The sequence below is a fragment of the Pontimicrobium sp. IMCC45349 genome, from assembly GCF_047219225.1.
Classification (GTDB): domain Bacteria; phylum Bacteroidota; class Bacteroidia; order Flavobacteriales; family Flavobacteriaceae; genus IMCC45349.
Genome location: NZ_CP178208.1, coordinates 1,793,010 through 1,808,021, shown reverse-complemented (window position 1 = coordinate 1,808,021; position 15,012 = coordinate 1,793,010). Strand labels below are relative to the sequence as shown.

General features: G+C 30.4%; 10 protein-coding genes and 2 tRNA genes. 9 read left to right on the top strand and 3 right to left on the bottom strand.

Translation table 11 applies throughout. The annotated features are described in order from the left end of the window. The first annotated feature begins 107 nt into the window (after positions 1 to 107). From ACLII3_RS08390 to ACLII3_RS08370, 5 genes are all read left to right on the top strand, one after another. A complete protein-coding gene (locus ACLII3_RS08390; RefSeq protein WP_412983783.1) occupies positions 108 to 1,349 on the top strand; it encodes a 3-deoxy-D-manno-octulosonic acid transferase in 1,242 nt (413 codons plus the stop codon). Between the two features lie 90 nt (positions 1,350 to 1,439). Then, on the top strand, positions 1,440 to 1,808 hold the full coding sequence (locus ACLII3_RS08385) for a hypothetical protein (protein ID WP_412983782.1): 369 nt from the start codon (positions 1,440 to 1,442) through the stop codon (positions 1,806 to 1,808). 88 nt (positions 1,809 to 1,896) lie between these two features. Beyond that, on the top strand, positions 1,897 to 5,190 hold the full coding sequence (locus ACLII3_RS08380) for a tetratricopeptide repeat protein (RefSeq protein ID WP_412983781.1): 3,294 nt from the start codon (positions 1,897 to 1,899) through the stop codon (positions 5,188 to 5,190). After that, positions 5,159 to 7,120 carry a DUF3857 domain-containing protein gene (locus tag ACLII3_RS08375; protein WP_412983780.1) on the top strand — a complete coding sequence of 654 codons (1,962 nt, stop codon included), beginning with the start codon at positions 5,159 to 5,161 and terminating at the stop codon, positions 7,118 to 7,120. The genes ACLII3_RS08380 and ACLII3_RS08375 overlap by 32 nt, the downstream gene beginning before the upstream one ends. A gap of 7 nt (positions 7,121 to 7,127) precedes the next feature. Further along, positions 7,128 to 9,107, top strand: coding sequence for a DUF3857 domain-containing protein (locus ACLII3_RS08370; RefSeq protein WP_412983779.1), 1,980 nt, complete (start codon positions 7,128 to 7,130; stop codon positions 9,105 to 9,107). 109 nt (positions 9,108 to 9,216) lie between these two features. On the opposite strand, the gene ACLII3_RS08365 is transcribed toward ACLII3_RS08370, so the two are convergent. From ACLII3_RS08365 to mutS, 3 genes are all read right to left on the bottom strand, one after another. Then, positions 9,217 to 9,300: transfer RNA gene (locus ACLII3_RS08365), tRNA-Leu, on the bottom strand. A gap of 28 nt (positions 9,301 to 9,328) precedes the next feature. After that, positions 9,329 to 9,400: transfer RNA gene (locus tag ACLII3_RS08360), tRNA-Gly, on the bottom strand. A gap of 95 nt (positions 9,401 to 9,495) precedes the next feature. After that, positions 9,496 to 12,105, bottom strand: coding sequence for a DNA mismatch repair protein MutS (mutS, locus tag ACLII3_RS08355; protein WP_412983778.1), 2,610 nt, complete (start codon positions 12,103 to 12,105; stop codon positions 9,496 to 9,498). 114 nt (positions 12,106 to 12,219) lie between these two features. Here mutS and ACLII3_RS08350 point away from each other — a divergent pair, with 114 nt between their 5' ends. The 4 genes from ACLII3_RS08350 to ACLII3_RS08335 all read left to right on the top strand — a co-directional run bounded on the left by ACLII3_RS08350 (position 12,220) and on the right by ACLII3_RS08335 (position 14,713). Further along, on the top strand, positions 12,220 to 12,750 hold the full coding sequence (locus ACLII3_RS08350; protein WP_412983777.1) for an RNA methyltransferase: 531 nt from the start codon (positions 12,220 to 12,222) through the stop codon (positions 12,748 to 12,750). 42 nt (positions 12,751 to 12,792) lie between these two features. Further along, positions 12,793 to 13,377 (top strand): sigma-70 family RNA polymerase sigma factor, encoded by a 585-nt coding sequence (locus ACLII3_RS08345; protein WP_412983776.1) that lies wholly within the window; start codon positions 12,793 to 12,795, stop codon positions 13,375 to 13,377. Positions 13,378 to 13,492: 115 nt separating this feature from the next. Beyond that, a complete protein-coding gene (locus ACLII3_RS08340; RefSeq protein WP_412983775.1) occupies positions 13,493 to 13,732 on the top strand; it encodes a thioredoxin family protein in 240 nt (79 codons plus the stop codon). Positions 13,733 to 13,738: 6 nt separating this feature from the next. After that, entirely contained in the window at positions 13,739 to 14,713 is a 975-nt protein-coding gene (locus ACLII3_RS08335; RefSeq protein WP_412983774.1) for a permease, read from the top strand. The last annotated feature ends 299 nt before the right edge of the window (positions 14,714 to 15,012 follow it).

The following is a 15,012-nucleotide window of genomic DNA, read 5'->3' as shown; positions in this document are numbered from 1 at the left end:
TTAAACGCGATTTTTAATAAATAACTAGTTAGCGAAAATACAAAATTCATATCTCTAAGACAATGAATTTGAGATAAAGAATGTATTTTAGCCTTAAAGTAAATTAATTGCATTTTCTATACAACATACTCATAGTTATTGTTAGTTTTTTTATAAAACTCATCGCTACTTTTAATGCCAAATTAAAACTTGGTGTTATAGGAAGAACCGAAACATTTTCTAAGCTTAAAAAACACCTTTCTAAAAATGATAACGTTATTTGGCTTCACTGTGCGTCCTTAGGTGAATATGAACAAGGGTTACCTGTTTTTGAAAAACTGAAAGACTTATATCCAAAGCATAAATTTGTTTTAAGCTTCTTTTCACCTTCAGGTTATGAAATAAGAAAGACAAACCCAATTACAGATATTGTAGTTTATTTACCTTTTGACACTAAACGTAACGCAATAAGGTTTTTAAACATAGTAAATCCTAGTTTAGTCATATTTGTGAAATATGAAATATGGCCTAACTACTTTTTAGAGCTAGAAAAAAGAAAAATAAAGACCTTATTAATTTCTGCTTATTTCAGAAAAGACCAAATATTTTTTAAACCTTATGGAGGTTTAATGAGAAAATCTTTAAAAACAATTGACCACTTTTTTGTTCAAGATGAAAACTCTCAAAAACTATTACACTCTCTAAATATTCATAACGTAAGCGTTTCTGGTGACACAAGATTTGACAGAGTATCAAATCAATTAAATATTGATAACACACTTAAGTTTATAGAAGAATTTAAAAACAATAAACTTTGCTTCGTTGCTGGTAGTGTTTGGCCAGAAGACGAAGCTATATTTTTAGACTACATTAACTCATCGGATAATGACCTTAAATTTATTCTTGCACCTCACGATATAAAAAGTACCCAAATAAATAATTTAAAACACAAAATATCTAAGTCAACTGTTTTGTTTTCAGAAATGAATGGTGTTGATTTAAAAACTAAACAAGTATTTATTATAGACACTATTGGCATCTTATCTAAAATATATAGCTATGCTGATATAGCTTACGTTGGTGGTGCTATGGGTAAATCTGGACTTCATAATACGCTTGAACCAGCCACATTTGGAGTGCCAGTAATTATAGGCAAAAATTATAAAAACTTTCCAGAAGCAGCCCTAATGATACAAAACAAAGGTATGTTCAGCATTACAAGCACTTCTGAATTTAACTCAATTGCATTAAAACTATCTAAAAACAAAGACTTCAGACTAAAGTCGGGAGCAAACAATTCAAACTTAATATTAAAAAACAAAGGTGCTGTAATCCAAATTATTGATTTTATACGTAATTACTACAGCTAGTAATTTAGTTAAGAAAATGTTAAAGAAATTTTTGTTAATTTTCTTAATATGTTATTACTTGCAATAGAAATTAACATTAAAACACTAAAAATGAAAAAATTAATTCTAAGTTCTGCACTAGTAATGGCGCTTATGGTATCAATTACATCTTGTAGAGAAAAAAAAGAAGCTGATGCTTCAGGAGATGCTGTAGAGCAAACAATGGACAAAGCTGAAGAAGCTGCAAATGATGTTAAAGAAGCTGCTGGAGAAGCTGCTGGAGAAGCTAAAGATGCAGTTAACGATGCGGCAAATGACGCTAAAGACGCTGTTGACGGAGCAGTTGACGATGCTAAGGATGCAGTAAAAGATGCTGCTAAAGACGCTAAGGATGCTGTAGATGGTGCAATTGACGATGCTAAAGAAAAAGCAGCAACTGAATTAGACAAAACTGCTGATAAATTAAAGAAAGACAATTAAGAATAATTTCTTTTCTCAAATAAAAAAAGCCTTACATTTTGTAAGGCTTTTTTTATTTACTATAAAGCTTATTTCTTATCTTAGTAAGATGAAAAACATACAATTAAACGCCCTTTTAATTCTACTTACTCTCACTCCATTATTAGGGTTTACTCAAGCAAAAGTTGAACGTCTAGACATTGATGTAATATTAGAAAATGCTGTAGAAAGTTCGCAACAAGGAAACTTTGAAAAAACATTAGAAATTTTAAACAATGTAAGCAAGAATGACTCTGCTTACTGTTCTGTTCTAACTTCAAAATCTTATTATCTATTAAACTTAGAAAAGTATGACGAAGCAATTAAAATTGCAGACGAAGGATTAAGTGGTAGTTGCGATAATGAGAAACTATATTTTTACATGAATAAAGGTGCCGCTTTAGCTAGTCAAGAGAATTATAAAGCAGCTTTAAAAACATACAACAAAGGGCTAGAAAGTCATCCGAAAAATTATAAACTATGGTATAACAAAGGAATTGCTTTAGAGAACACCGATAAACTTGAAGAAGCAATTGACGCATACAAAAAAGCCATTTTCTATAGACCTTCTTACCCTAAACCTCATTTACAATTAGGAAATATCTGCTATAGACAAGGTAAAATTGCACAAGCACTAATGTGCTTTAACATGTATTTACTATTAGACCCTGATAGTGAAGGTTCTTTTAACACCTTAAAATCTCTTAATGACATTATTTCTTCCGAGAATGAAAATAGTTATAATGATGAAATTCAAATTTCTGAAGATGATGAAGCTTTTGAAGAACTTAATCTTATCATAGACAACAAAATTGCTTTAAATAAAAAGTACAAAATAGAAAACGAAATTGACATTGCACTTGTAAGACAAAATCATGCTTTACTAGAACAATTAAAAGAATTTGAAGGAAATGGTGGTTTTTGGGAAAAGAAATATGTTGCCTTTTATAACTGGATAAATGAAAACAATCTATTTGACAATTTTACATATACACTTAATGCCTCAATACAAAATCCTAAGTACAAAAAAGTAATCGACAAAAACATTAAAAACATATCTTCTTTTAAAGAGCAAATGTTACAAAAATGGATGCAAATTTTACAAGAAGGCACTATAAATAATCCAGACAAATCATTTTACTATAACAATAATTACTTACAAGCCTATGGTAAATTAAAAGATGGCAATACTATTGGAGATTGGATATTCTATGATAGTAATGGTCGAATTACAGGTAAAGGTAATTTCAACAATGAAGGAAAAAGAGATAACAATTGGAAATGGTATTATGCTAATGGCAACGTTAAAGAAACTGCACAATACACAGCAGGTGTTTTAGAAGGTGCATATATTACTTATCATGAAAATGGAAAAGAGAACATAAAAACAAGTTACGCTAACGATAAACTAGATGGTGAATATACTATCCATAATAGTAGAGGAGCTTTAACTCAAAAAAAATATTTTAAAGAAGATTTACTAGAAGGAACTTATCAAGCCTATTTTAATGTTGGAGAAGATTTAATAGAATACAAAACACCAATCACAAAAGATAATGCAGAAGGCATAGGATATGAATACTTCTCAAATGGTGATATTTTTGCTGAACGCAACTTCAAAAACGGTGAATTACATGGTTTAGAAAGCTTGTATTATAACAACAATAAAATACGTGCAGAAATAAATTATAGCAATGGAAAATATCATGGATCATACAAAACTTATCATGTAAATGGTCAACTAGCAGAAATCGGACAAAGTATAGAAGGAGTATATAATGGTTTATGGAAGACTTATTATCCCAATGGTAATCTAGAGAGTGAATTTAATTATGTAAATGGTAAAATTGATGGAATCTATAAATACTTCACTCCTTCAAGCTTATTAAATTATGAATATGAATATCGAAAAGGATTAATTATAGCCTATAAATTCTATAATGGCAAAGGAGAAATAATTAAAGAAGACAGAAAAAAAGGTGGTGAATTTTTGTACAAAAGCTATTCTATTGATGGTAATTTAACATCTGAAGGACTTTATGATATTAAAGGTGGAAAAAAAGGAGAATGGAAATTTTATTCAAACAATGGCATATTAACATCTAAAGGTACTTATATTGATAATGAAACTAATGGTGAATACACTAATTATCATAATAACGGAGAAAAATCATCTGTTTTTTATTACAAAAATGGAACTATAATCGACTATGGTATAGATTATCATTTAAATGGAAAAATAAAGGCTCAAGGTTGGTATAAAGAAGGTGCTCAAAATGGCGAATGGCATTCCTATTATTTAAATGGTAATATTGAAGCAATTAATTTTTACCATAAAGGACAATTACATGGAGAGCAGCAATACTTTTCTGTAGACGGTAAATTAGATCACACTAGTCATTACAAATATGACGAGCTTCAATACGAAAGATACTATACAATTGACAGCACACTTCTAGAGGAGGTTAATTATATTCAAGACAAAAGCGATTATCAAGTAACCTTTAAACACTTCAACAATAAGAACAATATTGTAATAGATTACAAAAATGGTCTTAAGCATGGAAAGTATATAAATTTTGATTTTTATGGAAACAAATATATTGAAGGAACATATCTTAATAATAGTGCTCATGATGAATGGAAATGGTATCATGAAAATGGTAAAGTAAAAATTCAATTAAACTACTTAAACGGAAACTTAGATGGTAAGTATTTAAGATATTACGATAATGGCATATTAGAAGATGATGATTATTACATAAATGGTGATGCACATGGAACGTGGAAATCATATTACGAAAACGGAAACCTAAATACTGTTACAGAATATGAATATGATAAAATTAATGGTAGAAAAGAATTTTATGCACCAGACGGCACATTACAATTAGTAAGAATTTATGATTATGGTAAACTTATTGGTTATACTTATTTAGGAGAAGACGGAAAAGAATTACCTATTATTCCTTTAAAAAACGAAACAGGTCTTATTAAAGCATTTTTCAAAAATGGTAAGCCTTCTAGAGAAATGGAATATATAAACGGTGACTTATCTAATATCTACAAATCATATTACATCTCTGGTGCAATTGAAAGCAAAATAGAATATGATAGTGGTGAATACCATGGATTAAACCTCGAATATTATGAAAATGGAAATATTAAAAATGAAAGGCATTATTCGCATGGCGACTTAAATGGTACTCACAAGTCATATTATGAAAATGGTAAACTTAAAAAAGAAATTAATTACCTTAATGACGAAAAACATGGCGAAGTAAAGCACTATGACAAATCAGGTAAATTAACTAAAACAGAATATTATTTTAATGGCGCAATTTATAAAGTTGAAACAAATTAATTTTAAAAAACTTATTCCTCTTTGCTCTATCATTTTAACCTTACAGTTTGGATATGCGCAATTATCAGAAGAGTTTACACATTATAGTAACAAGTTTCCTAATGCACATCAAGTAAAACTTATTGATGAAACTAAAGTCTATGTTTCCATCAATAAAAATGGAGAAATTGATATTAAGCAAGAATTTCTTGTCGAAAGTCTATATTTAGACGAATCCGCAACATATAACTCTAAGGAATCTGTAAACTTTTCTGCATTTTTTGAATTAGAAGAAATAAAAGCGTCTTCATTCACTTTCGAGAAAGGAAAGTATAGAGAAACTAAAGTTGAAGAATTTACTGAAAAGGACGATTTAGACAACTCTTTTTACGACGACACCAAAACACTTAGCTTTATATTCCCTAAGTTAAGAAAAGGATCCAAATCTAGATTATGGTACACCGAGAAAGTAAAAAATCCTAGATTTTTGTCAACATTTTACTTTGGTGGTTTTACACCAATGGCTAAAAACAAAGTTACTCTAATAGCAGATAAGGATATTTCTTTTAGGTTTCAAGAGTTTAACACAAAGGACCACAACATAATCTTTTCTAAAAAAGAAAAGAAAGGAAATATTATTTATACTTGGGAACTTAACGATTTAGATAAGTTCAAGTACGAAGCAAATGTACCAACATATAAAAACGTATTCCCACATATAGTTCCTATCATAACCTCATATAAAGTAAATGGTCAAACAAAAAAACTTTTAGGCGATGTAGACGATTTATATGGTTGGTATTACTCCTTAGTTAAAGATGTTAACCAAGAACCTAGTGACGAAGAATTAATTGCTTTAGTTGACACTTTAACAAAAGATAAAACTAACGATTTAGATAAAGTAAAAGCTATTTATTATTGGACTCAAAAAAACATTAAATATATAGATTTTGAATACGCTTTAGGTGGTTTTATTCCTAGAGAAGCGAACGCAGTTTATCAAAAAAAATATGGCGACTGTAAAGACAACTCTAGTATATTATTTAAAATGTTAAGTCTAGCTGGTTTAAAAGGAAATTTAACATGGATTGGTACACGCTCTATTCCTTATAGCTATAACGAAGTACCTACTCCTATTGTAGATAACCATATGATTTTATCATACAAATACAACGATAAAACTTACTTTTTAGATGCTACAGGAAGATTTATTCCTATAGACTTACCAACCTCATTTATACAAGGTAAAGAAGCATTAATTTCTAATGGAGAGAATAGCTATGTTATAGAAACCGTACCTGTTATACCTCCAGAAAAAAGCACTTATAAAGAAGTATCAACCCTTTCATTAGATGAACAAAATTTAAAAGGCACTACAAATACATCTATTTCTGGATATATAAAAATAAACATGTACAATACATTAGAAAACATTACTTCAGATAAAAAACTAAGCGAATATTATAATTCTAGATTACGAAAAGGAAACAACAAATTTCTTGCTAAAGATGTAAAAGAAACTAATAAGTATCATTATGAAAATGATTTTACATTAGATTATGATTTTATAATTGATAATTATGCTAAAAAACTAGGAGACGAAGTCTATATCAATCTTAACTTAAACAAAACAATATCATATTACAAAACTGAAGAAGACAGAGAAAATGACATAGAATATAAGTTTAACAACAAATATGTTTACATTAATAAATTCAGCATCCCAGAAGGCTACACTTTAGACTATTTACCAGAAAATACAAGTCTTGAAAACGATTTTATTACAAGTAACATAACCTATACTATTAAAGACGATATAATTACTTACACACATAGTTTTAAAACAAAAAACTTAACCTTAAATAAGGAGCAGCAAAAACAAGTAAATAGCCTTATAAAAAAAACAGAAAAAGCATTTAAAGAGATTATTATTTTAAAAGTAAAAAAATAGCCCATTAATGAAACATTTAACATCGTTCTTAACACTTATCTTATTTGTGTGTTTTTCAATCACAAATGCTCAAGAAACACCTTTTTATAAAGATTATAATTGGGAGGAAAAACCAAAATATAACGTCAATGAAAATTCAGAAGAAAGCATTATAACTTTAAAAGATAAAATTGTTACTGAATTCTTTTTTATTGAAGATAATTCGCTAGTTGAGTACTTTTTAGAACATAAAGTAATATGGTTAAATTCTGATGATAAAATTGAAGAATATAATAAAATCTATCTTCCATATTCTTCAACATCAAACCTAGAAGTTAACAAAGCCAGAGTAATTACAAAAGATGGAAAGATACTAGAGCTAGACGAATCAAAAATTCTTACAGCTGAAGACGAAGAAACTAAAAGACAATACAAATACTTTGCTTTCGAAGGCATAGAAAAAGGAAGTATTATTGAATATTTTTACGTTGTAAAGCAATACCCAAGATACAAAGGTAGAAGAATTACATTTCAAGGCACTCACAACAAAGAAAACGTAGCTTTTGACCTTTATGCTCCAGGAAACTTAATATTTAAATTTAAAAGTTACAATGATCTTCCAGAAGTAGTAGAGGACACTTTACACGAAACAAAATACCATTGGCAATTAAAGTTAGACAAGCTAAAAAAAATAGAGTCTGAATCGCAAGCAGCCTTTAACGCTTCAAAACAATTTTTGGTATATAAATTAGATTACAATACAGCTAATAACACTGGGGAAATATCATCATATAAAAAAGTTGCTCAAAATATTTATGCATATTACTATCCCGAAGAATACTCAAAAAAGGAACAAACAGCTATTTCAAAACTTACTAAAGACATTTTAAAAAACAACAACACATCTCAATTAGATAATATAAGACAAATTGAAAACTATATTAAAAGCAATGTTTTTATAGCAAAAGCAAGTAGCGAAGAGCTAGAAAACTTATTAAATGTCATAAACAATAAGGTTGCTAATGAAACTGGCATTATGAAACTTTATACAGCCTTATTTAGACACTTAAATATCAAACACGAAATTGTAATTACTAGCGATAGAGGAGAGATTAAATTTGACAAAAAGTTTGAAGCCAATAATTTTTTAGCAGAATTTCTTTTTTACTTCCCTAAAAGTAAAACATACATGTCTCCTAGCGAAATTGATTCTAGAGTTGGATTTCCTCCACCAGAATACACAGATAATTATGGTCTTTTCATTAAAGAAATTTCTGTTGGAGATTACAAATCTGGCTTAGGAAGAACAAAATACATCAAACCAGTAAAATCAGATAAGACAGTTGATAAAATGATACTTGATGTTGACTTTGATAAAGATGACCTAACCATAAACAATATTAATCTAAAAAAAGAGATTAGCGGTTACTACTCAATGTATATTCAGCCTTTTTTACATTTAATAAAAGACGAAGATCGCGATGAGTTATTAGATGCTTTTGCTAAATCTATAAATGAAAATGTAGATATTAAAGACAAGAAAATTGTTAATGATAACTCTGAGCTTTTTGGAATAGAACCACTTAAAATTGACATTAATTTTACTTCGGAAGCATTTGTTGAAAAAGCAGGAAGAAAGTACTTATTTAAAGTAGGTGAGCTTATTGGCCCACAAATGGAATTATACCAAGAAAAAGAAAGAGTACTTAATGTTGAAAATGATTTTCAAAGAAGTTATATAAGAACCATTAATATAACTATTCCCGAAGGTTATGAAGTAGCAAATTTAGATGATATAAAAATTGACAACTCGTTTATAGTTGATGACAAAGAAATTCTTGCGTTTCACTCAAATTACACACTAAATGACAACCAATTAACTATTACTGCTAACGAATATTACAAACTAAACATTATTGATGTAAAAAATTATGAAGACTACCGTAAAGTAATAAATAGCGCCGCTGATTTTAACAAAGTAGTATTAATCCTAGAATCTTTAAAATAGGTTTTCAATATATTTTAAAAATAAAAAAAGCCCTCACATATATGTGAGGGCTTTTTTTTAACATACTAAAAACAAAAAAGCTCTACGAAAAATCGTAAAGCTTTTGTTGTACTGAAGGCGGGACTTGAACCCGCACGACCCAAGGGTCATTGGATTTTAAGTCCAACGTGTCTACCAATTCCACCACTTCAGCATCTTGGTATATTTTAAACAGAGTATAGAGCGAAAGACGGGATTTGAACCCGCGACCCTCACCTTGGCAAGGTGATGCTCTACCCCTGAGCTACTTTCGCGTAGTTGTTTAATGAACGTGCAACCTCTCGATTGCGGATGCAAATTTAAAACATTTCTTAGATTACCAAAGCCTTTTTTGAAAAAATTTTAAAATTTATGCTCTTTTCTTTTTTTCAAGCATGCGCTTTATCTCATTAAGCTTCATTAAAGCCTCTACTGGCGTTAACGTATCTATGTCAGTATGAAGTATTTCGTCTTTAATTTCTTCTAAAAGCGGGTCATCTAAATTAAAGAAGCTTAATTGCATCTCATCATTTAAATTTTTCACTTTATCACTCAATTCTTCACTAGAATGTGATTTTTCTAGTTGTTTTAGAATTTTATTTGCGCGTCTAATAACCTGTTGTGGCATTCCTGCCATTTTTGCTACATGTATTCCAAAACTATGCTGACTACCTCCTTCTACCAATTTTCTAACAAAAAGCACATTGTCTTTTAACTCTTTTACAGACACATTAAAATTTTTGATCCTCTCAAAAGTTTCAGTCATTTCATTAAGCTCATGATAGTGCGTAGCAAATAATGTTTTTGCATTACTAGGATGTTCGTGTAAATACTCACTAATTGCCCAAGCAATAGATATACCATCGTAAGTACTTGTACCACGACCAATCTCATCCAACAACACCAAACTGCGTTTTGAAATATTATTTAAGATAGAAGCTGTTTCATTCATCTCTACCATAAAGGTCGATTCGCCCATCGATATATTATCGCTTGCTCCTACTCTAGTAAATATTTTATCTACTAAACCTATTCTTGCGCTTTGTGCTGGCACAAAACTTCCAATTTGGGCTAATAACACTATTAAAGCTGTTTGACGCAATATAGCAGACTTACCAGACATGTTAGGTCCAGTAATCATAATAATTTGCTGTGTATCTCTATCTAAAAACACATCATTAGCTATGTAACTTTCTCCAAGAGGTAATTGCTTTTCAATTACTGGATGACGGCCTTCTTTTATTTCTAAATCAAAAGAATCATCAATTATTGGATATACATATTTATTCTCTTTAGCCAATTGTGCAAAACCACATAAACAATCTAATTGTCCAATTAAATACGCATTTTGTTGTACTGGTTTAATATATTGATTCATCCAACCAACCAACTCTGCAAATAGTTGTTGTTCTATAGCTAAAATACGTTCTTCGGCTCCTAAAATTTTAGATTCGTATTCCTTTAACTCTTCTGTTATATAACGTTCGGCATTTACTAAGGTTTGTTTACGTATCCATTCTTCAGGAACTTTATCTCTATGGGTATTTCTAACTTCGATGTAATATCCAAATACGTTATTGGATGCAATTTTTAAAGATGTAATTCCTGTGCGTTCACTTTCACGTTCTAGCATTTTATCAAGGTAATCTTTACCTGAAAATGCCAAATCACGTAATTCTTTTAACTCTGTTGAAAAATCGGATGCAATCGAATTTCCTTTTAAGATATTTACTGGCGCATCTTCGTTAAGGGTTTCTTTAATCTTCTCTCTTAATACATCACAACTTTGAATATTATCGCCAATAACTTTTAAAGCTTCATTATCGCAATTAACTGCCTGAGCTTTAATTGGCACTATAGCTTCCAATGAGTTTTTAAGCTGAATTACTTCACGAGGATTTACTTTTCCTGTAGCAACTTTAGAAATTAAACGCTCTATATCGCCAATTTGCTTTATTTGATGTTGGACTTTTTGTAGCACAACTTCATTATTCATTAAATATTGAACAACTTCATGTCTACTTTTTATTTTTTCAACATTTTTTAAAGGCAATGCCAACCAACGTTTAAGCATACGTCCTCCCATTGGAGAAATTGTTTTATCAATAACATTTAGCAATGTTACTGCATTGGCATTGGTTGAGTTATATAACTCAAGGTTACGAATGGTAAATCGGTCCATCCATACATATTCATCTTCTGCAATTCTATTTATTGCAGTAATATGTTGTAGTTTATGATGTTGTGTTTCTCCTAAATAATGCAAAATAGAACCTGATGCTACAATCCCTTCATACAAATCGGCTATTCCAAATCCTTTGAGTGTTTTAGTTTGAAAATGTCCACAAAGAGTCTCGTTAGCATAATCGTCTTGATACACCCAATCTTCTAAATAAAACGTATGAAAATCATTTCCGAAAGCATTAAGAAACTCAGAACGCTTTTGCTTTTCAATTAAAACCTCACTTGGATTAAAATTTTGAAGTAGTTTATCGATATACTCCACATCACCTTGAGAGGTTAAAAACTCTCCTGTAGACACATCCAAAAACGACACGCCAATATGTTTTCCAAAATAAACAGACGCCAAAAAGTTATTAGTCTTAGAATGTAAAACCTCGTCATTAAGAGCAACTCCAGGAGTTACTAACTCAGTCACACCACGCTTTACAATTTTTTTGGTTTGCTTTGGATCTTCCAATTGGTCACAAATAGCAACACGCTCACCTGCTTTTACCAATTTAGGCAAATACGTATTTAACGAATGATGCGGAAAACCTGCTAATTCTGTTTCGCTTTCGCTACCAGCGCCTCTTTTGGTAAGAATAATACCTAATATTTTTGAAGCCTTTACAGCATCACTACCAAATGTTTCGTAAAAATCACCTACTCTAAACAGTAACATAGCATCAGGATACTTTGCTTTAATAGCATTGTACTGTTGCATTAATGGCGTTACTTTCTTTGCTTTTTTTGCCAATGGTTTATTGCGTTTTAAATCTTACTTTTGCAAGTATAGTAAGAACGCTAATGTACTTATAATTTGATGTTTTTTAAAACTGAAATTTTATAAGTTATTTACAATTGTTGAAAAATGCGAAAACTAAAAAACAGTGAGTTAGACAGACTATCGGTTAATGCTTTTAAAGAAGCTAAAAAAACACCTATTATTGTTATTCTTGATAATATTAGAAGCTTAAATAATATAGGCAGTGTTTTTAGAACGAGCGACGCTTTTTTAATTGAAAAGATTTACTTGTGTGGTATTACTGCAACACCTCCTCATAAAGACATTCATAAAACTGCATTAGGAAGCACAGATACTGTTACTTGGGAATATGTAGAAGACACTATAACACTAATTGAAAAACTAAAGTCTGAAAACGTAAAAATCCTTTCTATTGAGCAAGCTGAAAACTCGACAATGCTCAACGATTTTACACCTGAATCTGATACAACATATGCCATTGTGATGGGTAATGAGGTTAAGGGTGTACAACAAGACGTGGTTAGTGCTAGTGATACTGTTATTGAAATTCCTCAATATGGCACCAAACATTCGCTAAATATTTCTGTGAGTTGTGGCGTCGTGATTTGGGATTTGTTTTGTAAGTTGAGGAACTAATACTTTATTCTTATTATGTAATAGTCTTATCTTAAATCTAAGATGAAAAAAGAATGCTGTAATATAAACGAAGTTGTTAAGGAGTTATACAATTACCTTAAATCCTATATTTTCGGTAAAGTAAAGGATAAGACTTTAGCCGATGATATTGTTCAGGAAGTCATGGTAAAATTGATTGAAACACATCAAAAGTCTAAGGACATTGAAAATATTAAAGCGTGGCTTTTTCAAGTGAGTAGACATACAATCTATGATTATTACAAAAAGCATAACTTGGATTTCAACATTGAAAATGATTGGAATATAGAAGATGAATCAGGTTCGGAGATTTCCAAAATCATGGTTTCAGATTACGTCATTCCAATGATTAAAATGCTACCTAAGGACTATGCAGTTCCTCTAATGTTAAGTGATATTGATAAAATACCTCAAAAGGACATTGCAAAACAACTCAATCTAGAATTATCGGCTACCAAAATGCGTATTCAACGTGCTCGCACAAAACTACGAGCTTTATTTGTAGAATGTTGTCATCTTGAATACGACAGACAAGGTAATTTTATAGGTTGTACGATTAAAGATTCCTGTGAACCTCTTCATAATATTTCAAAAAAACTAAACACTTAAAACCAATAACTTAAACTGGTTTTTGAAATTATTTTAAAAATAATTCTCAAAACTTGTGTCTTTTGGTGTCTTGTTTCAGACTTCATAGAAAAGTTTAATTATAAAAACCATTCTTATGAAAACTGAAATTAAAATATTACACTCATCTTGTTGTGCTAAAGGCTCTCCTATTAAAGCACAAATTGAAAAGATTGCTTCTAAAAACAATATTAGCATTTCTATAGAGGAGCTCTCAGAATTAAAAGACACCATGATCTATGGTACTATGATCTTTCCTTCACTAGTGATTAATGGTAATGTATATGATTACAAACATTATGCTAGTGACGCAAAATTATTAGCCTTATTAAACTAAAGTCTTATGGGAAATTTAACGCAACTACTTTCGAGTATCGCAGACTATTTAGTTTATGATATATTCGGAATAGGACAAGACACTGTTTTTGCTCATGCACTTCATTATTTTATTATCGGCTTTACAGAAATAGTTCTCTTAGTCATTTTAGTAACCTATCTCATGGGTATTGTAACCAGTTATTTGCCTATGGATAAAATCAGAGTGTATTTAGAAAGGAATAAAAAATCTGGTGTTGGTAACATTTTCGCTTCCCTTTTAGGAGCTATTACGCCATTTTGTTCATGCTCTTCTATTCCTTTATTTGTTGGAATGATGCAAGCAAGAATTCCATTAGGCATTGCATTGTCATTTTTAATCACCTCACCTTTAGTTAATGAAATTGCCATTGCAATTTTCTGGGTATCTTATGGTTGGAAAGTAACCGTTATCTATGTATTAACTGGTATTTTACTTGGTGTACTTGGAGGTATAATTCTAGAAAAATTAGGAATGGCAGAACATGTTGCTGATTGGATTAAAAACTTAGGAACACAAAAGGCTGAGGTAACAAAAGATGGCCGTAAGTTTAAGGAGCGCTTACCAGAAATTCACGCTGAAGCTCTAAAAACTCTAAAAAAGCTAATCCCTTATATATTTATTGGTTTAGCAATAGGTTCGTTTATACATGGTTACGTTCCTGAATCCTTTTTTGAAACCTATATCTCAAAATCAAATCCATTTGCAGTTCCAATAGCTGTTGTATTAGCCATTCCATTATATATTGATGCTGTTGGTATATTGCCCATTATTGATTCATTAGTTGACAAAGGCGTACCTTTAGGAACAGCAATTGCTTTTATGATGGCATCTATAGGATTATCATTTCCTGAAGCTTTACTTCTTAAAAAAGTTATGCAACGCAAGTTGATTATTGCATTTTTCACCACTATAGGTATTGGAATGATACTATCTGGATTCTTTTTTAACATCATTTTTTAAACAAAACTCATGAAATCACTACTATCATCACTTAGTGCTGTTTTTGCTGCACTAGCAGCTTGCACTTGTTGCATTGGTCCTTTAATGGCTCTTGCAGGTATGTTAGGCATTAGCGCCTCTCAACTTATTTGGCTTTCTAGTATAAAAAACTATTTAATCTTTTTTAGTCTACTAGCAATAAGCTACAACTTATATCGCGCTTATTTCCCTAAAAAACAGACAGCGTGTTGCTCAACAGAACAAGAAAAAACACTTTCTAAACTGAACACAAAAGAACGCAAAACAGTCTCTTTTTTTCA

Coding starts and splice junctions, on each gene's coding strand:
- ACLII3_RS08385 (WP_412983782.1), top strand. CDS start 1,440: ATGAAAAAATTAATTCTAAGTTCTGCACTAGTAATGGCGCTTATGGTA.
- ACLII3_RS08380 (WP_412983781.1), top strand. CDS start 1,897: ATGAAAAACATACAATTAAACGCCCTTTTAATTCTACTTACTCTCACT.
- ACLII3_RS08375 (WP_412983780.1), top strand. CDS start 5,159: ATGGCGCAATTTATAAAGTTGAAACAAATTAATTTTAAAAAACTTATT.
- ACLII3_RS08370 (WP_412983779.1), top strand. CDS start 7,128: ATGAAACATTTAACATCGTTCTTAACACTTATCTTATTTGTGTGTTTT.
- ACLII3_RS08350 (WP_412983777.1), top strand. CDS start 12,220: ATGCGAAAACTAAAAAACAGTGAGTTAGACAGACTATCGGTTAATGCT.
- ACLII3_RS08345 (WP_412983776.1), top strand. CDS start 12,793: ATGAAAAAAGAATGCTGTAATATAAACGAAGTTGTTAAGGAGTTATAC.
- ACLII3_RS08340 (WP_412983775.1), top strand. CDS start 13,493: ATGAAAACTGAAATTAAAATATTACACTCATCTTGTTGTGCTAAAGGC.
- ACLII3_RS08335 (WP_412983774.1), top strand. CDS start 13,739: ATGGGAAATTTAACGCAACTACTTTCGAGTATCGCAGACTATTTAGTT.